Source organism: Thalassobacter sp. 16PALIMAR09, assembly GCF_000765485.1.
Classification (GTDB): Bacteria; Pseudomonadota; Alphaproteobacteria; order Rhodobacterales; family Rhodobacteraceae; genus Thalassobacter; species Thalassobacter stenotrophicus.
Genome location: NZ_JHAK01000002.1, coordinates 679,949 through 699,612 on the forward strand (window position 1 = coordinate 679,949; position 19,664 = coordinate 699,612).

The 19,664-nt window shown below is 60.3% G+C and carries 23 protein-coding genes; 17 read left to right on the forward strand and 6 right to left on the reverse strand.

The annotated features are described in order from the left end of the window. Positions 1–12 precede the first annotated feature (12 nt). On the forward strand, positions 13–1,497 hold the full coding sequence (locus PM04_RS07160) for an NAD(P)(+) transhydrogenase (Re/Si-specific) subunit beta (RefSeq protein WP_038004969.1): 1,485 nt from the start codon (positions 13–15) through the stop codon (positions 1,495–1,497). 89 nt (positions 1,498–1,586) lie between these two features. After that, positions 1,587–2,141 (forward strand): flavodoxin family protein, encoded by a 555-nt coding sequence (locus tag PM04_RS07165; protein WP_038004970.1) that lies wholly within the window; start codon positions 1,587–1,589, stop codon positions 2,139–2,141. Here PM04_RS07165 and PM04_RS07170 read toward each other — a convergent pair. Beyond that, a complete protein-coding gene (locus PM04_RS07170; RefSeq protein ID WP_038004971.1) occupies positions 2,138–3,301 on the reverse strand; it encodes a M20 aminoacylase family protein in 1,164 nt (387 codons plus the stop codon). The two genes, PM04_RS07165 and PM04_RS07170, sit on opposite strands and share 4 nt — an antisense overlap. 57 nt (positions 3,302–3,358) lie before the next feature. After that, positions 3,359–4,528, reverse strand: coding sequence for an acetylornithine deacetylase (gene argE, locus PM04_RS07175; protein WP_038004972.1), 1,170 nt, complete (start codon positions 4,526–4,528; stop codon positions 3,359–3,361). A gap of 200 nt (positions 4,529–4,728) precedes the next feature. Here argE and PM04_RS07180 point away from each other — a divergent pair, with 200 nt between their 5' ends. The 5 genes from PM04_RS07180 to PM04_RS07200 all read left to right on the forward strand — a co-directional run bounded on the left by PM04_RS07180 (position 4,729) and on the right by PM04_RS07200 (position 10,453). Further along, a complete protein-coding gene (locus PM04_RS07180) occupies positions 4,729–5,724 on the forward strand; it encodes an ABC transporter ATP-binding protein (RefSeq protein ID WP_038004974.1) in 996 nt (331 codons plus the stop codon). Further along, positions 5,721–6,707: an ABC transporter ATP-binding protein gene (locus PM04_RS07185; protein WP_152593964.1), complete on the forward strand. Its 987-nt coding sequence runs from the start codon at positions 5,721–5,723 to the stop codon at positions 6,705–6,707. The genes PM04_RS07180 and PM04_RS07185 overlap by 4 nt, the downstream gene beginning before the upstream one ends. Before the next feature lie 42 nt (positions 6,708–6,749). Beyond that, the gene (locus tag PM04_RS07190; protein ID WP_038005261.1) at positions 6,750–8,468 is read left to right on the forward strand and encodes a peptide ABC transporter substrate-binding protein; all 1,719 of its coding nucleotides are present in this window, start codon (positions 6,750–6,752) and stop codon (positions 8,466–8,468) included. 70 nt (positions 8,469–8,538) lie between these two features. Then, positions 8,539–9,546, forward strand: coding sequence for an ABC transporter permease (locus PM04_RS07195; protein WP_038004979.1), 1,008 nt, complete (start codon positions 8,539–8,541; stop codon positions 9,544–9,546). Beyond that, positions 9,539–10,453, forward strand: a complete 915-nt coding sequence (locus tag PM04_RS07200) for an ABC transporter permease (RefSeq protein ID WP_038004982.1) — start codon at positions 9,539–9,541, stop codon at positions 10,451–10,453. Before PM04_RS07195 ends, PM04_RS07200 begins: the two co-directional genes overlap by 8 nt. A gap of 12 nt (positions 10,454–10,465) precedes the next feature. On the opposite strand, the gene PM04_RS07205 is transcribed toward PM04_RS07200, so the two are convergent. Continuing rightward, positions 10,466–11,590 (reverse strand): acetoin utilization protein AcuC, encoded by a 1,125-nt coding sequence (locus tag PM04_RS07205; RefSeq protein ID WP_038004984.1) that lies wholly within the window; start codon positions 11,588–11,590, stop codon positions 10,466–10,468. After that, positions 11,587–12,105, reverse strand: coding sequence for a glutathione peroxidase (locus PM04_RS07210; protein ID WP_038004986.1), 519 nt, complete (start codon positions 12,103–12,105; stop codon positions 11,587–11,589). Before PM04_RS07210 ends, PM04_RS07205 begins: the two co-directional genes overlap by 4 nt. A gap of 118 nt (positions 12,106–12,223) precedes the next feature. Between PM04_RS07210 and PM04_RS07215 the strand changes: the two genes are divergently transcribed. The 6 genes from PM04_RS07215 to modC all read left to right on the forward strand — a co-directional run bounded on the left by PM04_RS07215 (position 12,224) and on the right by modC (position 16,393). After that, positions 12,224–12,691, forward strand: a complete 468-nt coding sequence (locus tag PM04_RS07215) for an NUDIX hydrolase (RefSeq protein ID WP_038004988.1) — start codon at positions 12,224–12,226, stop codon at positions 12,689–12,691. A gap of 77 nt (positions 12,692–12,768) precedes the next feature. Then, the gene (locus PM04_RS07220; RefSeq protein WP_038004990.1) at positions 12,769–13,185 is read left to right on the forward strand and encodes a DUF1178 family protein; all 417 of its coding nucleotides are present in this window, start codon (positions 12,769–12,771) and stop codon (positions 13,183–13,185) included. Beyond that, positions 13,185–13,838 (forward strand): SDR family NAD(P)-dependent oxidoreductase, encoded by a 654-nt coding sequence (locus PM04_RS07225; protein WP_038004992.1) that lies wholly within the window; start codon positions 13,185–13,187, stop codon positions 13,836–13,838. The genes PM04_RS07220 and PM04_RS07225 overlap by 1 nt, the downstream gene beginning before the upstream one ends. Positions 13,839–13,893: 55 nt before the next feature. Further along, the gene (modA, locus tag PM04_RS07230; RefSeq protein WP_038005263.1) at positions 13,894–14,628 is read left to right on the forward strand and encodes a molybdate ABC transporter substrate-binding protein; all 735 of its coding nucleotides are present in this window, start codon (positions 13,894–13,896) and stop codon (positions 14,626–14,628) included. After that, on the forward strand, positions 14,625–15,323 hold the full coding sequence (gene modB / locus PM04_RS07235) for a molybdate ABC transporter permease subunit (RefSeq protein ID WP_038004994.1): 699 nt from the start codon (positions 14,625–14,627) through the stop codon (positions 15,321–15,323). Before modA ends, modB begins: the two co-directional genes overlap by 4 nt. Continuing rightward, complete coding sequence (gene modC / locus PM04_RS07240) at positions 15,323–16,393, forward strand: molybdenum ABC transporter ATP-binding protein (protein ID WP_324618315.1); 1,071 nt, start codon at positions 15,323–15,325, stop codon at positions 16,391–16,393. The genes modB and modC overlap by 1 nt, the downstream gene beginning before the upstream one ends. On the opposite strand, the gene PM04_RS07245 is transcribed toward modC, so the two are convergent. Further along, positions 16,390–17,040, reverse strand: a complete 651-nt coding sequence (locus PM04_RS07245) for an NUDIX hydrolase (protein WP_038004998.1) — start codon at positions 17,038–17,040, stop codon at positions 16,390–16,392. The two genes, modC and PM04_RS07245, sit on opposite strands and share 4 nt — an antisense overlap. An 8-nt stretch (positions 17,041–17,048) precedes the next feature. After that, positions 17,049–17,465 (reverse strand): DUF983 domain-containing protein, encoded by a 417-nt coding sequence (locus tag PM04_RS07250; protein WP_038005000.1) that lies wholly within the window; start codon positions 17,463–17,465, stop codon positions 17,049–17,051. Between the two features lie 171 nt (positions 17,466–17,636). Here PM04_RS07250 and PM04_RS07255 point away from each other — a divergent pair, with 171 nt between their 5' ends. The 4 genes from PM04_RS07255 to PM04_RS07270 all read left to right on the forward strand — a co-directional run bounded on the left by PM04_RS07255 (position 17,637) and on the right by PM04_RS07270 (position 19,662). After that, entirely contained in the window at positions 17,637–18,140 is a 504-nt protein-coding gene (locus PM04_RS07255) for an EF-hand domain-containing protein (protein WP_038005002.1), read from the forward strand. 87 nt (positions 18,141–18,227) lie between these two features. Further along, positions 18,228–18,800: a sigma-70 family RNA polymerase sigma factor gene (locus PM04_RS07260; protein ID WP_038005004.1), complete on the forward strand. Its 573-nt coding sequence runs from the start codon at positions 18,228–18,230 to the stop codon at positions 18,798–18,800. Next, the gene (locus tag PM04_RS07265; RefSeq protein ID WP_152593966.1) at positions 18,793–19,173 is read left to right on the forward strand and encodes a hypothetical protein; all 381 of its coding nucleotides are present in this window, start codon (positions 18,793–18,795) and stop codon (positions 19,171–19,173) included. The genes PM04_RS07260 and PM04_RS07265 overlap by 8 nt, the downstream gene beginning before the upstream one ends. Positions 19,174–19,176: 3 nt before the next feature. After that, the gene (locus PM04_RS07270) at positions 19,177–19,662 is read left to right on the forward strand and encodes a periplasmic heavy metal sensor (protein ID WP_052068241.1); all 486 of its coding nucleotides are present in this window, start codon (positions 19,177–19,179) and stop codon (positions 19,660–19,662) included. Positions 19,663–19,664 lie beyond the last annotated feature (2 nt).

Consider the following 19,664-nt stretch of genomic DNA (forward strand, 5'->3'; position numbering starts at 1 on the left):
GAGACGAGGGAAATGGACTTCGGATTTACGATTGCAGCCTACGCGGTTGCGGGTGTCCTCTTTATCCTGTCGCTTGGCGGGCTCTCGGGACAAGAAAGCGCAAAGCGCGCGGTGTGGTACGGCATTGTCGGCATGGGGATCGCGATTTTCGCAACGATCGCCGGACCGGGTCAGGGCCTTGCGGCGCTGTCGATCATCTTGATCGCTTTGGGCGGTGCAGTTGGCTACCAGCTTGCGACCAAAGTGCAGATGACCCAAATGCCCGAGCTGGTTGCGATCATGCACTCGCTCGTGGGTTTGGCGGCTGTGTTTGTTGGCTTTAACGCCGAGATCGAGCTGGGCCGGGTGGCTGCGGCGATGATGGCGGCTGATCTGCCGTTCCCAGCACTTGAGTACGGACAAAAGGTGCCTGCGCTTGTGGCGGCTGAGTTCGGCACATTTGCAAACCTTCTGGCGAAAAAGACAGCTGTTGAGGTCGGTATCCTGCGGGTTGAGCTGGTGCTTGGCGTTTGGATCGGTGCGGTGACGTTCACGGGCTCGGTCATTGCCTATGGCAAACTGGCGGGCAAAGTGGACTCGGCGGCGAAAAAGCTGCCCGGTGGTCACATGCTCAACATCGCGGCTGCGGGTGGTTCGCTGCTGTTGACGGCGATGTATCTGGGCGGCGCTGGCACATGGACGCTGGTCGTTCTGACGCTGCTGGGCCTGTTCATCGGTTATCACCTGATCATGGGTATCGGCGGCGCCGACATGCCTGTGGTTGTGTCGATGCTGAACTCCTACTCCGGTTGGGCTGCGGCTGCGATTGGCTTCTCGCTTGGCAACGATCTGCTGATCGTCGTGGGTGCGTTGGTTGGCTCCTCCGGGGCGATCCTGTCGTACATCATGTGTAAGGCGATGAACCGGTCGTTCGTGTCTGTGATCTTGGGCGGCTTTGGTGGCCCCGCAGGTGAGCAGATGGCCGTTGAAGGTGAGCAAGTTGCGATTGACGCCGACGGCGTGGCAACAGCCCTGAACGAGGCGGATAGCATCGTGATCATCCCCGGCTACGGCATGGCTGTGGCTCAGGCCCAGCAAGGCGTGGCCGAGTTGACCCGCAAGCTGCGCGCCAAGGGCAAGAACGTCCGTTTCGCGATCCATCCCGTTGCGGGTCGCTTGCCAGGCCACATGAACGTGCTGCTCGCAGAGGCCAAAGTGCCCTACGACATCGTGCTCGAAATGGATGAGATCAATGACGACTTCCCCGAGACGGACGTTGCCATCGTGATCGGTTCCAACGACATCGTGAACCCTGCCGCGCAGGATGATCCTAACAGCCCCATCGCCGGTATGCCGGTTCTGGAATGCTGGAAGGCCAAGCAGGTGTTCGTGTCCAAACGTGGTCAGGGTACCGGGTATTCGGGCATCGAAAACCCGCTGTTCTTTAAGGACAACACGCGGATGTTCTACGGTGATGCGAAGGCGTCCATCGACAAGCTGATCCCGATGATCGACTAGATCATCTGATCAATGCACGGAATGAAAGGCGGCTTGCGGGCCGCCTTTTTTCATGCGCTGTTGAGGCTGCATCCGCTAAGGGGGAACTAATGACACGGCTGGCCATCGTCTATTATTCACAGACCGGGAACACCGCCCTGATCGCGGCAGCGGTGGCGGAGGGCGCTGAAACGGTGGCCGGGGTTGATGTCCAGCGCATCCCAATCGCCGCTGACGGGACGCTGCCGGCCAGCGACTGGACGGCGCTTGATGCCGCCGACGCGATCATCTTTGGTACGGCCACGCATATGGGCGGGCCTGCGTGGCAGTTCAAACGGATGGCCGATGACAGTGGCCTGCGCTGGCTGGATCGCGCGTGGTTGGACAAGATCGCAGGGGGCTTTACCTGCGCGGGCAGTCCCAACGGCGACAAGGGCACCGTGATGCTGTATCTTGCGACATTGGCCGCGCAACACGGGATGATGTGGGTCAGCCTTGGGCAACTACCGGCGCAGTCGGAAAACAGCACTCCGGCTGAGCAAAACTGGGTCGGCGGCTCATTCGGACCCACTGCCACGGCCCCCGCAAAAGGGGCAGTGGCGCAGGGCGATTTGCTAAGCGCGCGGGCCTACGGCGCGCGGCTCGCAACGGTGGCCAAAGCCTAGGCGGCTGGCATCCGTCGTTCCACGATCTCAGCCCAGTAGGAGCAGCCCGCCGGGATCGTCTCATCGCTGAAATTGTACTTGGGGTGGTGGACGTCTGCGGTGTCGCCGTTGCCTACCAGGATATAAGCACCGGGCCGTTTTTCGAGCATGTAGGAGAAATCCTCACCACCCATCGTGATCTCGGCGTCTTGGCAGTCGCCGGATACGGCCCGCGCGACTTCGGCTGCGAATTCCGTCTGCTCGGGGCTGTTGACGGTCGCGGGATAGCCGGGGTGAAAGATCACCTCGACCGTGCCGCCATAGGTCGCCGCGACGCCTGCGGAAATCTCGCGCATGCGGGTTTCGCCCAAAGCGCGTATCTCGGTGCCCATGCTGCGGATCGTGCCTTTGATGTGTACGGTTTGCGGCAGGACGTTGAACGCCTTGGATGAGGTTTCAAAAGAGGTCACGGAGACCACAAGGTTGCCGTCAGGGTGGATGTTGCGCGAGACAATGGATTGCAGCGCCACAACGATATGCGACGCGATAAGGGTCGTATCAATCGCCTCATTTGGTTTGGCGGCGTGACCCCCTCGTCCCTCAACGATCAGCTCAAACTGATCGGTGGCAGCGAAGAACGGGCCGGGGCGAATGGCGAACTGGCCGATGGGCAGTTTGGGCCAATTGTGCATGCCGTAGACTTCTTTGATGTTGAAGCGCTCCATCATGCCGTCCTCGACCATTTCGCGGCCCCCGCCGCCGCCTTCTTCAGCGGGCTGAAAAATGACCACGACGGTGCCGTCGAAATTGCGCGTCTCCGACAGGTATTTCGCGGCCCCCAGCAGCATGGCGGTATGCCCGTCGTGACCACAGGCGTGCATTTTGCCCGGCGTGGTGGAGGCGTAGTCGACCCCGGTTTCCTCAAGGATCGGGAGCGCGTCCATATCCGCGCGTAGGCCGACGACATTGCCGGTTGTATCGGTCTTGCCCTTGATGACCCCAACCACGCCGGTCCGCCCGATGCCGGTGACGACCTCATCACAGCCAAATGCCGCCAGCTTGTCAGCCACGATCCCGGCGGTGCGGTGCGTGTCAAACAGCAGTTCAGGGTTGCGGTGGAAATCCTGACGCCATTCGGTGATTTCAGGCAGGAGTTCGGCAAAGCGGTTTTTGATGGGCATCCGGGGGTCTCTTGTTCGAGGGTCAGGGCCGCGTGTGTCGCGCGCTAGGCTTTATAATTAGGGACTGACGGTCAACATGTCGACTACTGCGCGCAGAACCTGCTCACCTCGGTTGAATTGCGCGAGCTCGATATACTCATTGGGTTGGTGGGCCTGTGCGATGTCGCCTGGCCCACAGATCACGGCGGAATACCCTGCGTTTTGAAACTGCCCGGCCTCTGTGCCGTAGCTGACGGCATGGGTGCCATTGTCGCCGGTGGCTTGGCGCATGATCTGCTCGGCCCGTCCGTTGTTTTCGGGCGCAAGGGGCGGGACGTCGAACTGCGGGGTCAGGGTGATGCCGGCATCGGGGTGGATGGCTTTCATCCGCGCCTCGACCTGCGCGACCCGCGCGCGAAGCGAGGCCTCATAGCTTGCGGCGTCTTCGCCCGGCACCAATCGCACGTCGATACCAAAGCGGCAGTCTTTGGCTGTGATGTTATGGGCAGTGCCGCCGGTGATGGTGCCGGTGTGGGCCGTGGAAAAGGGCGGGTCGAAGGGGGCTGCAAGGATCGATGGCGTCTGCGCGCGGATGCGGTCATTGGTGTCATTCACCCACGACAAAAGGTGCGCGCCCTCAAGGATTGCACTGACACCTTCGTGCATCATCGACGAATGCACCTCGTGCCCGCGGACATGGACCTGCCAGCCGACGCTGCCCTTTTGGCCGGTCACAACCTGCATGTTTGTCGGCTCTCCGATCAGGGCGATGGCGGCTTTGGGGAGGCGGTCCACCATATCCGCAATCATGGGCGGTGCGCCGACGCAGCCGATTTCCTCATCATAGCTGAGCGCGATTTGGAGGGGTCGCTTTAGGTCAAGCGATAGCGCGTAGGGCACCATCGCGAGGGCCAGTGCGTTGAACCCTTTCATGTCGCAGGTGCCACGACCGTACAAACGACCACCGCGTTCAGTCATAGTAAACGGATCGGTGTCCCACTCTTGGCCATCGACGGGCACTACATCGGTGTGGCCTGACAAAATGATCCCGCCCTCCACCTGAGGTCCGATATGGGCATAGATCGCGGCCTTGCGCCCTGTTGGGTCGTAGACCCGATGCGCTGTAACGCCAAAATCGGCCAGATACCCCTCAACCCAATCCACAAGGGCGAGGTTGCTGTCACGGCTGACGGTTGGAAACGCCACAAGGGTTTCGAGAATCTCGCGCGGGGTCAAAGAGTTTGGCATCGTGGCTCCGAGTGTTGCGGCTGCGGAAAAATGTGGCGGGGTCCCGCAAAGGTCAAGCGCAACTGAGTGATTTGGCACCTCAGGCGAGGGGTTAGCGGTAAGGTGGATTGCGAGCCGCGCAAAGTGTGTTAATCTTTTGATATGTTAATCATCAAAAGTTTCTTGATGATCAATGTCTCCATTCAGGGGGAGGGTGGCACATGCCCGAGGGTGGGCGACGCGTTCTTGAGGTTTTGGGCCTTGAGGTCGTATTTCACACGCGCGACGGCGAAATACATGCCGTCAACGATGTCAGCTTTAGTCTCGCCCCCGGAGAGGTTCTGGGCGTGGTGGGCGAGAGCGGCTCGGGAAAATCCGTCACCATGATGTCCCTGATTGGGCTGTTGCCATCACCTCCCGCTCAGGTGTGCCGGGGGCAAGTCCTGCTGGACGGCGAAAACTTGCTGACGGTATCCCCTGCGCGCATGCGCCAAGTGCGCGGGGGCGAGGTGGGCTTTGTGTTCCAAGATCCGATGACCTCGCTCAACCCGGTGTTTACGGTGGGCTACCAATTGGCAGAGCCACTGCGCCGCCACATGGGGATGACCAAACGCGCGGCCCGTGCGCGGTCGATTGAACTGCTGGAGCTGGTGGGCATTCCCGATGCGGCGGCGCGGTTGCGCGACTATCCGCACCAGTTTTCGGGCGGCATGCGCCAGCGCGTGATGATTGCGATTGCATTGGCGTGTGAGCCTAAAGTGTTGATCGCGGATGAGCCGACCACCGCGCTGGATGTCACCATTCAGGCTCAGATCCTAGAACTGCTCCAAGATTTGCGCGCGCAACTGGGCATGGCGATCATTTGGATCACCCATGACTTGGGCGTGATCGCTGGTATCGCGGACCGGGTGATGGTGATGTACGGCGGCCAAGTGGTTGAACAGGCCCCTGTGCGGGAGGTGTTTGGCAACCCGCAGCATCCCTACACCCGCGCGTTGTTGAAAACGGTGCCCAGTGTGACCGGCGCGCGTGCGGCTCAGTTGGAGGTGATCGAGGGCCAGCCTCCGATTTTGACCAGCGCGCCATTTGCATGCGGCTTTCGGGATCGATGTGCGGACCGGGCCGCGCGGTGCGACCGTGAGAATCCTGTGCTGCGGGCCATCGGCGGCGGACACGATGTTGCATGTCATCAAAGCTATGGGGGATGCCCCGCATGAGTGCTGCCTTGGTTCAGGTCCGCGACCTAAAAATGCACTTTCCGATCTATGCGGGGCTGTTTCGGCGGCAAGTTGGCAGCGTAAAGGCCGTGGATGGGGTCAGCTTTGACATTATGGCCGGTGAGACACTGGGCCTTGTGGGTGAAAGCGGGTGTGGCAAGTCCACCTGCGGGCGCGCGGTGCTGCGTCTGTATGATATCACGGGCGGCTCAATCACGATTGACGGACGTGAGATTGGGCATGTTCCGCAATCCGCGCTGATGGGTATGCGGCCAACCATGCAGATGGTGTTTCAGGACCCACAGGCCAGCCTCAATCCGCGCATGACTGTCGCCGCCATTATCGGTGAGCCCTTGGATGAGCACACCGATTGGTCCAAGGCGCAAAAGCTGGACCGTATCTATGAGTTGATGGATCAGGTCGGGTTGAACCGGCAGTTCGCGCACCGCTATCCACATGCGTTTTCCGGGGGGCAACGCCAGCGGATCGGGATCGCGCGGGCGCTGGCGCTGAAGCCCAAATTTATCGTCTGCGATGAGCCGATTGCCGCCCTTGATGTGTCCATTCAGGCGCAGGTAGTGAACCTGTTGGAAACGTTGCAGGACGAACTGGGCCTGACCTATCTGTTCATCAGCCACGATCTGAGCATGGTGCGCCATATCGCCGACCGCGTGGCGGTGATGTACCTAGGGCAGGTGGTGGAACTGGCCCCGCGTGAGGCGCTGTATCACAATCCACTGCATCCCTACACGCAGGCCCTGTTGTCAGCGGTGCCCGAGCCTGACCCCGCGCGCGCCCAAACCCCGCGGTCACGGATTATTTTGCGCGGTGACGTGCCATCGCCCGCCAACTCGCCTAAGGGCTGCAATTTTTGCACCCGGTGCCCGCAGGGAATGGCGCGGTGCAAGACCGAAGCCCCCATTTTTAGAGAGGTGACGCCTGGCCGTTTTGTGGCCTGTCACATTTATGAGACCGTCAATTAAGGGCGGAAAGACCAAAGCATTGTGAACCAGTACGGGAGACCGATTATGATGAGAACAGCTTTGCAAAGCGCTGCCGCGACTTTGCTATGTGTGCCGATGGCACTGGCGGATGGCCACAGTGGGGAGCGTGGCCGCGATGGGAACCTGTCGCTCATTTATTGGCAGGCCCCCTCAATCCTGAACCCCTTTTTGTCTGCGGGCACCAAGGACGTAGAGGCCGCCTCGCTGATGCTAGAGCCGCTGGCCCGCTATAATGAGACCGGCACAATGGTGCCTTGGCTGGCCGCTGATATCCCGACGGTTGAAAACGGCGGTGTGTCCGAAGATTTGACGACGATCACATGGAAAATCCAACCGGGCATTGTGTGGTCTGATGGCACTGCGTTTACGGCGCGGGACGTGAAGTTCACGGCTGAATACTGCATGAACCCCGACGGCGGCTGCGCGCATGGAACCAAGTTTGAGGGCGTGCAATCGGTTGAGGCGCCGGATGACCTGACGGTTGTGGTCACCTTTGATGGGCCCAAGCCCTTTCCCTATGGTCCGTTTGTTGGGGTCGAAAGCCCAATCCTACAGGCTGCTCAATTCGCTGATTGCATGGGGGCGGCGGCCTCTACCTGTACGGAGCAGAATTTTAATCCCATCGGGACCGGCCCTTTTACCGTGACGGAATTCCGGACCAACGACGTGATCACACTGGCTGCGAACGAAAACTACCGCGAGGCGGGCAAACCCGCCTTTGCCACAGTGACCTTTAAGGGGGGCGGTGACGCAGCCGCCGCTGGCCGCGCGGTGATGGAAACCGGTGAGTTCGACTACGGCTGGAACCTGCAACTTGCGCCTGAGGTAATTGCAGGCATGCAGGCTGGTGGCTTCGGCACCCCGGTCGCGGGTTTTGGCCCCTTGGTCGAGCGTCTGATGCTGAACCAAACTGATCCTGATCCCGCGTTGGGTGAGCGTCGATCCACCGCTGACACGCCACATCCGTTCTTACGGGACCCTGCGGTTTATACTGCGCTGTCGATGGCGATTGACCGGCCGCTGTTGGTGGAAATTGGCTACGGACAAGCCGGGCGCGTGACGTGCAACTGGATCGCGGCACCGGCGGCCGTGAATTCCACCACCTTCACGTGTGATACACAGGACCTTGAGGGTGCCAAAGCCATGCTGGAGGCGGCGGGCTACGTCGACACCGATGGCGACGGTGTGCGTGAAACGCCCGCAGGCCGACCGATGGAGATTTTGTACCAGACCTCAACCAACGCGGTGCGACAGGATTTTCAGGCTCTGATCAAGGAGTGGTGGGAAGAAATCGGCCTGAGCGTTGAGTTGCGGAACATATCTAGCTCGGTGTTCTTTGGGGGGGATGCGGGATCACCTGATACCCTGCAAAAGTTCTATGCGGACGTTCATATGTACGCCAACACGTTCAACGGGACCGATCCGCAGACGTATTTGGGCAATGGTTTGTGCGACAAGGCTCCGCGGCCCGAAACCCAATGGCAGGGTGAGAACATGTCACGCTTTTGCATGGCGGACTATGACGCCGTGCACGCCCAGCTACAAACCACCGCAGGGGCCGAGGCGCGCGCCGCCATCGCCCGCGCGCTGAATGATATGTACGTGGGCAACGGTGGGATGATCCCGCTGGTGCACCGGGGGCGTTTGTCCGCTCACGCCAACACGCTGGGCGGTGTGAAGCTGAACGTATGGGACAGTGAAATTTGGAACATCGCCGATTGGTATCGCATCGGCGAATAAGTCCTGAGAGGGGTTGCGCGGATACGTTCTGCGCCGCCCCAAACGACCCTGAATAAAGACGCCTGTATAGATGCTGACATTCACCATCCGACGATTGATCTTTGCTGTGCCCACGCTTTTGTTCACGGCGCTTATCATCTTTTTGTTGCTAGAACTGGCACCGGGCGATCCGATGTCGAACGTGCCGCTCACGGTGCCTGATGACGTAAAGCAACAGATGCGGCTTGCGCTGGGCCTTGGGGAGCCGATGCACATCCGGTTCTTTAAATGGATTGTACAGTTTTTCTGGATTGAGCCGCTGAACCTGTTTGATCAGATGTTTGGCACCACCTTTGCCGAGGGCAAGTTGCGCGTGATCTCGTGGCAAAGTCGCAGCCCCGTTATCGACATTGTAGCAGAGCGTATTCCCCAAACGCTGTGGGTGGTGGGGACGGCCTATGTGGTGGCAATTGCGATCGCGATCCCGGTCGGGATCTATTCTGCATATCGCCAGTATTCGTTCTTTGACCAAGCGGGGACGTTCATCACGATGGTCGGCTATTCTGTGCCGCCGTTCTTTTCGGGGGTGTTGGTGATTGTGGTCTTCGCGGTGAACCTTGGGTGGTTTCCGTCGATTTATGACACCACGCACAAGGTTGTCGATTGGGATAGCTTCGTGGTGCAATTGAAGCAGATGATCATGCCGGTGATGGTGCTCGCGCTACAGATTACCTCCCAGATTTCGAGGTTCATGCGGGCGTCTATGCTGGACAATCTGGAGCAGGACTATGTGCGCACCGCACGCGCCAAGGGGATGGGAGAGCGGACGGTGGTAATGGTCCACGTGCTGCGCAATTCGATGATCCCTGTCGTGACGGTAATTGCGCTGGGCATTCCTGCTATTTTTGGCGGTGCGATCATCACAGAGCAGGTGTTTAAGGTGAACGGCATTGGGCAGTTGTTGATCACTGCCATTCAGGCCAACGACCTGCCGATGGTGCAAACGCTGACCTTCATTTTTGCAGTCCTGATTGTGCTGTTTAACCTGCTTGCAGACGTTTTGTACGGGATCCTTGATCCGAGGATCCGCTATGAATGAGCCCTCGATCCCGGGTGTGCCTGCGCGCCCGCCTCGCAATCATTGGTGGGATGTGTGGGACCAGTTTAAGGTCCATAAGGGCGCGTTAGTGGGGGCGTTTTTCTTTTTGTTGATCGTGTTTTTGGTGCTGTTTGGGCCGCTCCTGTGGGACATTGATCCGACCAAGACCAACATCCGTTCCCGCAATCAGGGAATGAGTTGGGCGCATCCGTTTGGGACCGACCAGTTGGGGCGCGATATTTTTGCGCGGATGATTGCGGGGGGGCGCGTGTCAATGGGCGTGGGGCTAACGGCGATGGCCCTATCGGTAATTATTGGGACGTTCGTCGGTGTGATTGCGGGCTACTTCAAGCGGCTCGATGGGGTGTTGATGCGGCTGACGGACCTGTTCCTCGCGCTGCCGCTGATGCCGCTGTTGTTGGTGACGGTCTTGTTGTTCCGAGAGCCGCTAAGCGCAGCCTTTGGCCCAGAAGGCGGGATATTTGTGTTGATGGTCAGTGCGATTGGTATCACGTCATGGATGCAAACGGCCCGCATTGTGCGCGGTGATGTGTTGGCATTGAAGGAGCGAGAGTTCGTACTGGCGGCGCGCTCCATCGGGACGCCGCCGCGTCGGATGATCACACGCCATATTTTGCCTAACGTGATGTCACCGATCATGGTTTCGGCTACGCTGGGCATTGCAAATGCCATTATCACCGAAAGTGCATTGTCGTTTTTGGGGCTAGGGTTTCCGCCGGATTTTCCGACGTGGGGGCGGTTGTTGTTCGACGGCGTGGATTACCTAACGCAATACCCCGAGCGGGTGTTTTGGCCCGGCCTTGCGATATCTTTGACGGTGTTGTCGGTAAACTACGTTGGCGACGGTTTGCGCGATGCTTTGGATCCGCGCATTCGGGGGCGTTAGGGCTTTGGATATTTAAGAACCAAAGAAGCGGGGGCGCGCCGCGAGGTGGGCTACGCGGTCTTGGGCTTCTGGGCGGATTGGGCCCGGACGCGGTGCGTCGCGCAATGTGGTGAACCAGTGCTCAGGTGGCGATTTTCCGCGGGAATGGTTGTCCCATGTGAGGGCGCGTAGGACGTCTTGGGCGTTTGGGGGGAGGCGGTCTGGGATATCATGGCCGCTGAGTGTGGCCCAAACGCCTGTCCAAAGCCGACCCACGGACCACGGGTTGTAGCCGCCGCCGCCTAGGACCAGCACGCGGGGGGCGGCATCCTTTAGGGCGTGGATGATGGCCCAGTGGGCGTTGTTTGATAGGGTTAAGCGGGAAAGGGGGTCCTCTTCTACGGCGTCTGCACCGCATTGTAGGACGAGGGCGTCTGGGGCCATTTGATCGATCAGTGGGAGGATAAGATGGTCGAGGATATGGGCCATCTCGCTGTCGTTTAGATTGCGGGCAAGGGGGAGGTTGTAGGTTTGGCCGATGCCCGCATCGTCCAGCGCGCCGGTGAAGGGCCAGCGTTTTTCTTCGTGGGTTGAGATGAGAAGCATATCAGGGTCGTCGGCGAAGGCGTGTTCAACGCCGTCCATGTGGTGAGCATCGATGTCGAGGTAGGCGATGCGTTGGGCTCCATTGCGGCGGAGCGACAAGATCGCGAGGACCGGATCATTGAGGTAGCAAAAGCCGTTGGCCCGATCGGGCATGCCGTGATGAGTACCGCCGCCGGGGTGGTAGATCGTACCTCCGTCTTTGAGCAGCTCACCTGCCAGAAGCGAGGCGCCGGCCGCGGTGGCGGGACGGCGCCAAACCTCGGGGTAGATGGGGTTGGCGTGCGTGCCGAGCCCGTGGCGTGCCTTCATCTCATCCGTTGCGATGCCTGTGGTTTCGGCCTGTTGGAGGGCGGCGAGGTATTCGGGTGTGTGCCAGATTTCCAGTGCCTTGGCCTTGGCGCGGGGGGAGGTGAGATATACCTCCCGCGGGAGCCAGCCCATCGCGCGGCTGAGGTCCATCGCGGTGGAGACGCGCGGAATGCGCAAAGGATGCCAGCCGCCGTAGCTGGAGCCGCGGTAAATTTCGGAGCCGAGGAAAAGGGGTGGGGTCACTCTGGCATCAGGGCCTTGATTTCGCGCAACAGCTTCTGGCTGTCAGGGCGCACGCGCGAGGGATGAAAGCTGATCAGGTCACCATCTGGGCCGATCAGGGCCTTGTTGAAATTCCACTTTGGAACCGCGCCTTGGTCTGCGAGCCAGCGATAGAAGGGATGTGCCTGTGGGCCGCGAATGCGCGTAATGTCCGTCATGGGCAGGGTTAGGCCATATTGGACTTCGCAGAATTCCTGCACTTGGCTGGCTGTTGCGAGTTCTTGGTTGAAATCGTTGGAGGGGACTGCGAGCACGACCAACCCCTTGGGACCGAGCTCTTCGTGCAGGGTTTGTAGCGCCTCAAGTTGAGGGGTGAAGCCGCAGCGCGAGGCGGTGTTGACGACCAAGACGGGCTGTCCGCGAAAGGCGTCCAGATCGATAGTGTCGCCCTCAATCCCGGTAAACGTGAAGGCGGCGGCGGGGCCGCATAAAACCGCGCTCAGCAGGGCGTAGATGAAATGACGCAAACGAACCATGTACCGCTTCTCCTTTGAATTTGAGGTAGAAAGCTTGGTCGTTGTGTCAAGCCATGAGGGGCACTACATCTAGGTGTAGGTTTGATACTCCCCCAAGTTATGCTATGTCCCAAATATTATGACAGATGCCAAACACATTGTCCTAAAACCCGTCGATATGTCGGGCCTCAAGAAGCGCGAATTGCGGACGCAATTTGGTGCGCTGTGCTGGCGTGAGCATATGGGCAAGCTGGAGGTGTTGATGATCACCTCGCGTACCTCCAAGCGGTGGGTCATCCCCAAGGGCTGGCCCATGAATGGCGCCACCGCCGCGGAGGCCGCGGCCACTGAGGCGTGGGAAGAGGCGGGTGTCGTTGGCAAAACCTCAGACCAATGCGCGGGCATCTACACCTATCACAAGGATCTGGGTGGCAAGTCGGTGCCCGTGGTTGTGGCCGTGTTCCCGGTGCGGGTCAAAAAGCTCAAGAAAACTTACCCTGAGGCTGGCCTGCGCAAGTTGCGATGGATGAAGCCATCTAAGGCGGCGGGGTTGGTTGCGGAGCCGGAATTACGTGGTATTCTCAAGGCCTTCCGACCGCCCGCGTAATCGACGCAGCGCGTCTGCCTTTGTTATCCAGTGTCAATTCATGAGTTATCAATGTCTGATGTGCACAGTGGGGTTCTATGATCCGATACGCTTTGAAATGTGCCGATGGCCATGGCTTCGACAGTTGGTTCCAGTCGGCTGGGGCCTATGACAGCCTGTCTGAAAAGGGCATGGTGTCTTGCGCGGTTTGCGGCAGCACGGACGTGAGCAAAGCGATTATGGCGCCGCGCGTCACCGTCAAAGAAGACGCGGCACCCTTGTCCGCGCCCTCGACACCGGCCGAGCAAGCATTGCGTGCGATGCGGGCAGAGTTGGAGAAAAACGCCGACTACGTAGGTGAGACATTTGCCACAGAGGCACGGGCTATCCATGTGGGCGACGCACCTGAGCGGCCGATTTGGGGCCAAGCCAATTTGAAAGAAGCCAAGGCCCTCGTTGAAGAGGGCGTGCCTATTGCGCCTATTCCCTTTGGCCCCCCGCGAAAGACAAACTGATGCGTACTTTGATCACTGGTGCCAATCGCGGCGTGGGTGCTGCCCTGCGTGAGGCAGGGATTGCGGCGGGGCACGATGTATTGGCCACGGCGCGCACGCCCTCGGGACAAGGCGGCAATTGGCTGACGCTGGACCAATCGAACCCGCAATCTGTGCGCGCGCTTGCCGCGGATTTGGCAGGGCAACCGTTGGATTTACTGGTGCTGAACGCGGGTGTTTACTTGGATAAGGGACAATCCATTGATGGCGGCTTCGCGCCAGAGCTTTGGGCCGAGACCTTTGCGGTAAACGTCACCGGCACGTTCCTTGTGGCACAAGCCCTTTTGCCGAATATCCGTGCGGCGGGCGGCAAGATTGCGATTATTTCCTCGCAGATGGGGTCGAGTGAGCGGGCATCGGGGGGTGGATATATCTACCGCGCGAGCAAAGCCGCAGAGATCAGTTTGGGCCGGAATCTTGCGGTTGATCTGGGCCCAGAGGGGATTGCCGTGGGCATCTATCATCCCGGCTGGGTACGCACCGACATGGGCGGCAGTGCGGCTGATATTGATGCGGATACGGCGGCCCTAGGCCTGTGGAAGCGCTTTGAGGATTTGTCGATGGATACGACCGGCACGTTCGAATTTTATGATGGCGCGCCCATTCCATTTTGATTCAAGCGGTTCGTCGCACCTTGCGGGCCGGTGGCGGGTTGGGCAAGGTCGCGTCATGCGTTGGGTTCTCCTTTTTCTTTCTTTGCTTTGGGCAGGCACGGCATCGGCCGAGCCGGTGCGTGTCTTTGCGGCGGCAAGCCTGAAAACCGCTCTCGACGCGGCGGCGGCAGAATGGACCGGGGGTAGGGTATCGCTCTCTTACGCGGGTTCTGGCGCGGTTGCGCGCCAGGTGGCGGCGGGCGCACCGGCGGATGTTGTGGTGCTCGCGCATGCGGATTGGATGAGATGGCTGGATGCGCAAGGCGTTCTGGGGAGCGATCCGGTGATCCTTGCGGGCAACACGCTCACCGTGATTGGGCGGGTTGGGGACGCTGAGTTGGCGCTGACACCTCAGGCCATTGCAGCGCGCTTGGGCCGCGATGGCCGCCTCGCCATGGGTGATTTACGGGCCGTACCCGCAGGCATTTATGGGCAAGAGGCATTGGTTGCCCTCGGGCTTTGGGATGGTGTGGCCGCGCGGATCGCGCAGGCGGATAATGTGCGCAACGCCATGGCCTTTGTGGCACGAGGCGAGGCACCTCTGGGCATTGTCTATGCCTCAGACGCGCTGGCGGAACCCCGCGTGGCCATTGTGTCTGATATCCCAAGTGATGTGCACGCACCCATCGTTTATCCAGCAGCAGTCACGGCATCCGCGGGACCAATGGCACAGGAATTTTTGGCTTTTTTACAGTCGCCTGTGGGGCAAAGCGTATTCCGAGCCGCAGGCCTTCAGGAGCCGCCGAAATGATCAACCTCCCCCCAGAAGGTTGGGACGCGTTGTGGTTGTCGCTTCGGGTCGCTGGCCTTTCGACGCTATTGTCACTGCCTGTGGCGCTTGGGATTGCGGTTCTACTGGCGCGGGGGCGCTTTTGGGGCCGGGGCATCTTGAACGGATTGGTCCATTTGCCCTTGGTGCTGCCGCCGGTCGTGACGGGATACCTATTGCTGATCGCTTTTGGGCGCACGGCACCGATAGGCGTATTTCTTGAGGAGACGTTCGGATTGGTGCTCGCGTTCCGTTGGACGGGTGCGGTTTTGGCGGCTGCTGTCATGAGCTTTCCGCTGACGGTTCGGGCGATTTGGCTCGCGCTTGAGGCGGTAGAACCGGGCCTAGAGGAAGCCGCTGCTACGCTGGGTGCAAGCCCGGCCCGTGTGTTCGCAACGGTCACCTTGCCCTTGATCGCGCCGGGGGTTTTGGCCGGTGCCGTCATCGGATTTGCCAAGGCGATGGGAGAGTTCGGCGCGACCATCACCTTTGTTTCAAACATCCCCGGTGAAACGCAAACTGTGCCCTCCGCCATCTATAGCTTTTTGCAGGTGCCCGGGGGGGAGGCCACGGTTTGGGGGCTTGTCGCCTTGGCCGTTGGCGTCGCATTGGGCGCGCTTTTGTTGGCAGAGTTGCTGTCGCGCCGCGTGGCCGCACGTATCGCGGGGCGGGCGTGATGCTGAGGATTGAGCTCTCGCATCGGTTCGGAGATTTCGCGCTGGACGTCGACATTACCGCAGGCGACGGGATTACCATGCTGTTTGGGCCGTCGGGCGCGGGGAAGTCGACGATTGCGAAGGCTGTTGGTGGGTTGTTGCAGACTGATCAAGCCTATGTGCAGCTGGGTGAGCGGATGTTGGCAGACACCTCCCAGCGGCTCTGGTTGAAACCTCATACGCGTCGGATTGGCTATGTGTTTCAGGAGTCGCGTTTGTTTCCGCATTTGTCCGTACGGGGCAATCTTTTGTATGGGGCGGGGCATGATACTGATCTAGCGCGGATCGCGGATTTGCTGGATATCGCGCCGCTTTTGACCCGGCGACCTGCGGGGCTATCGGGTGGAGAAGCTGCGCGTGTCGCACTTGGCCGTGCCCTGCTGAGCGCACCATCGCTGCTTATTTTGGATGAGCCGTTGGCGGCGTTGGATGGGCGGCGAAAGGCCGACATTCTGCCATACCTTGAACGCTTGCGCGACCATGCGAACGTGCCAATGCTGTATATCACGCATGCGCTGGATGAGGTCGCGCGCCTTGGCTCAACCCTTGTCTTGCTACAAAACGGCAAGGTCGCACGCTCTGGTTCTGTGAAAGATGTGCTGAGCGACCCGGACGCCGTGCCTGTTTTGGGGCCGCGCATGGCAGGCGCGATGCTTGAAGGGCACGTCGCGCGCCATGTCGATGGCTTGACGGAGTTAGAGGTGTCTGGTGGCCTTGTGTGGGTGCCGGGAACAGCCGGGGCCGTGGGCACAAAGATCCGGCTGCGGGTTATGGCGCAAGACGTGATCGTTGGGACGCAGAAACCACAAGGGCTGTCCGCGTTGAATATCCTACCCGCGAAGGTGGTGAGCCTGCACCGCGGCGATGGTCCAGGCGCGCTGGTCGTGTTGCAAAGCGGGACGGACAGGCTGCTTGCGCGGATCACGCAACGGTCTCTGGATGAGATGAGCCTCGCACCCGGTGATGCGGTTTACGGCATCCTCAAGACCGTTTCGGTTGGGCCAACGGACGTCTTTGCCGGTCTGGACTAGGCGGCAGTAAGCCCAAGGTAGCGGAACACGGACGTTGCGCCGGAATTGTCGAAGAACGGCACATTTCTGGGGCCGGGCGTTCTGACGCGGGCGGCGATTTCGGCCAAAACGACTTCCGTGATAAAGGGCACGTCTAGGGCGCGCGCCTCCGACAGGGGGACCCAGTGCAGGTGGCTTAATTCATCCTCAGCGTTGGAAAAGTCATCGAGATCCCCGGTCAGATCATCGGCGTTTACCATGAAGAACCGTGCATCAAACCGGCGGGGGCGACCGGGCGGCGTGATCGCGCGAAACACGAATTGCAGGGCGGACGCATGGGGAGCTTCGCCCGTTAGTCCGGCCCAAGTACCAGTATAGGGTGCCGTGAGGCGCTGGCCGGTTTCTTCCAGCAATTCGCGCACCGCAGCGGTCGCAAGCGCATTTGGCGCTGTTGTACTTGCATCGCGGAGCGCTGCTTGGTCCGTTTCGAGGATGGGCGTGGCAAGCGGCGCGGAGGCGTCCTGTGCATCAACCGCGCCCCCCGGAAACACATATTTTGAGGGCATAAAGGCCGCTTTCGCCCCGCGCTGGCCCATCAAAACGCGAGGGGTTGTGGCGTGATCCCGGACCACGATGATGGTTGCAGCGTCGCGAATAGGGGCGTTCATCGGTGGCCTCAGCTTTGTGTGCGGCCAAATCCATGCATGCGGTTGGCCCATTGGATGCCGACAATGACGCCTTTGAGCCGGGGCAGCAAGTAGAGGCACATTGAAACGCCCCCCACGCAGAACAGCGAAACAAATACGAGCGGCTCCGGGCGGTATGCCTCAAAAAACCAGAGCATAAGGGGGCCGATGATGTGAGCGACGATCAGGATCGTCAGGTAGGGGGGGCCATCGTCGGCGCGGTGGTGGTGTAGTTCTTCGGAACAAGATGTGCAGGTGCTGCGGACCTTGAGATAGCCTTCCATCAGCTCGCCCGCGCCGCATTGCGGGCAGCGTTTACGCCAGCCACGCAGCATGGATCGTTTGACGGGACGCAAGGGGGCATCAAGTTCGGGGGTCAAAGTTGGCCCCACTTCGGATTGTGTCATGGTTATATCCTATTCGCTTGCGCAACGTTTAGCGCAAACAAACCCCGGCCAATACGCGACACCTGCGCCGTGCGGCGGGGTGTCGCAAAAAAATTGAAAAGAGTGCGACGGAATTGGGGAGGTGATGCGTGGAAGGGGCATCAAAATGATCTGAACCCTGAAGGACATACCATGCAAAACACGAATAAATGCTCGACACTCTTGGGTTACTGCGCATTGGCTTTGACTGGCGGTTTGATGCTGGCATCCGTTGTTACCACGGATGCGCAGGCGCGCGGACCCCATGGCGGCATGATGGAGCGTCCCAGTTTCGCGGAACTGGATGCGGACGGGAGCGGCGAAATCACTCCTGAGGAAATGGTCGCCCAAGGTGCCGCGCGATTTGCGCGTATGGATGCCGATGGTGATGGCAAGCTGACGGCGGCAGAGATTGTGGCGGCCAGCAATGCGCGCGCCGCTAACCGCGCAGAGCGGATGATTGAGCGACTTGATACCGATAGTGATGGCGCTGTGAGTGAGGATGAGCTGCAAGCCGGCCGTGATGCCCGTGCCGAGCGGCGGCATGCCAAGCGGTTCGCGCGAATTGACAGTGATGGCTCCGGCGGGCTCTCACCTGCTGAGTTTGATACCATGCTCGAACAGCGCGGCAAACATGGATCGCGTGCGGATAACTGAGCCGATACCTAGGCAAAGCGGCGCGCTGGCTGGTTTTGGCCCGCGCGCCTCGCTAGGGTGCCTCAACACCATTCTTCAGGAGCGGCCGTGCCCGACCCAGAGGCTTTCAGCGATGATGCGCTTTTGCTGCGGTTTGCCCGTGGGGATGGGCAAGCGGCTGCGTTGCTGACGCAGCGTTTGGCCCCTAGGTGTGTGGCATTTGCGACCCGCATGCTGAATGGGGATCGGGCGGAGGCTGAGGATGTGACGCAAGAAGCGATGTTGAGGCTTTGGCGGCAAGCGCCGAAGTGGGACGCACATGGAAGCGCGCGGCCGGGTACGTGGTTGTTGAAGGTTGCGGGTAATTTGTGCATCGATCGCTTGCGCCGTGCGCGGACGCTTAACATCGATGCCGTCGCGTCCCCTGCTGACCCGGCACCCGGAGCTTTGGCGAAATTGGAGGCGTCTGAACGGCTTGTGGCCCTTGATGCGGCCCTCGCGACATTGCCAGACCGGCAACGTCAGGCGGTCGTGCTGCGGCACATCGAAGGCTGGTCCAACCCTGATATTGCGACGGTGATGGAGATATCGGTGGAGGCCGCCGAGAGTTTGCTTGGACGCGGAAAGCGCGCCTTGACGCAGGCGTTGGCCCCACGACGAGAGGAGCTGAGTGATGGCTAGAGACCCGATGAAACCGCGCGGCGCTGGGCATGAGGAGGACATCCTTGGGGATGCTTTCAATGCCGCTCAACAAGATGTTAGGCCGTTGTCTGCCGATTTAGAGGCGCGCATTTTGATGCAAGCCTCTCAGGTCCAAGCGGGGTTCGCGCGTGAGCGTCAGGCCAATGGCCTTTTTGCGCGCCTTCAACGGGCTTGGGGCGAGTTGGGCGGATGGCCTGTCGCGGCGGGGCTTGCGACAGCGACCGTGGCGGGGCTGTGGTTGGGGGTTTCATCGCCCCCGGCACTCGATGCTGTTTGGAGTGGGGTCGGCTTGACCTCCGCCTCATTGGATGGGGACTTCCCCGATTATGAAGCCTTCTTTGAGGAGATATGACCTATGGAAACTGACACATCTGGCGCTCGTTCCCCGACTTGGATGAAGGTCGCGCTTAGCGTTTCTCTTGGCTTCAATTTGGTTGTTTTAGGGGCGGCTGTCGGGGCATTTGCCTTTGGAGGACCGCATGGCGGGCCGGGGGGGGCGGATCGTGGTGTGGTGTCGACCCCATTGTTGCGCGCCTTGCCGGAGGCTGATCAGCGCGTGTTGCGGCAGGCGCTCAGGGCCGAACACGCCCATCTGCGCGAGAGCCGGAGTGAGATGCGCGCCGCGCGGGCGGCTATGGTTGTGGCGCTGAGACAAGAGCCATTTGATGCGGTGGGTTTTGCTATGGCGCTTGAGGCCCAGCGTCGGTTGGGGGGGGATTTGATGGATGCTGCACATTCGGCCCTGTTGGATCATATGTCATCCAAACCCCTTGCGGAACGTCAGGCTTATGCGGATCGGTTAGAGGCGTTTTCCAAGCGGCGGGCGGGGCGTCGCGAATAAAC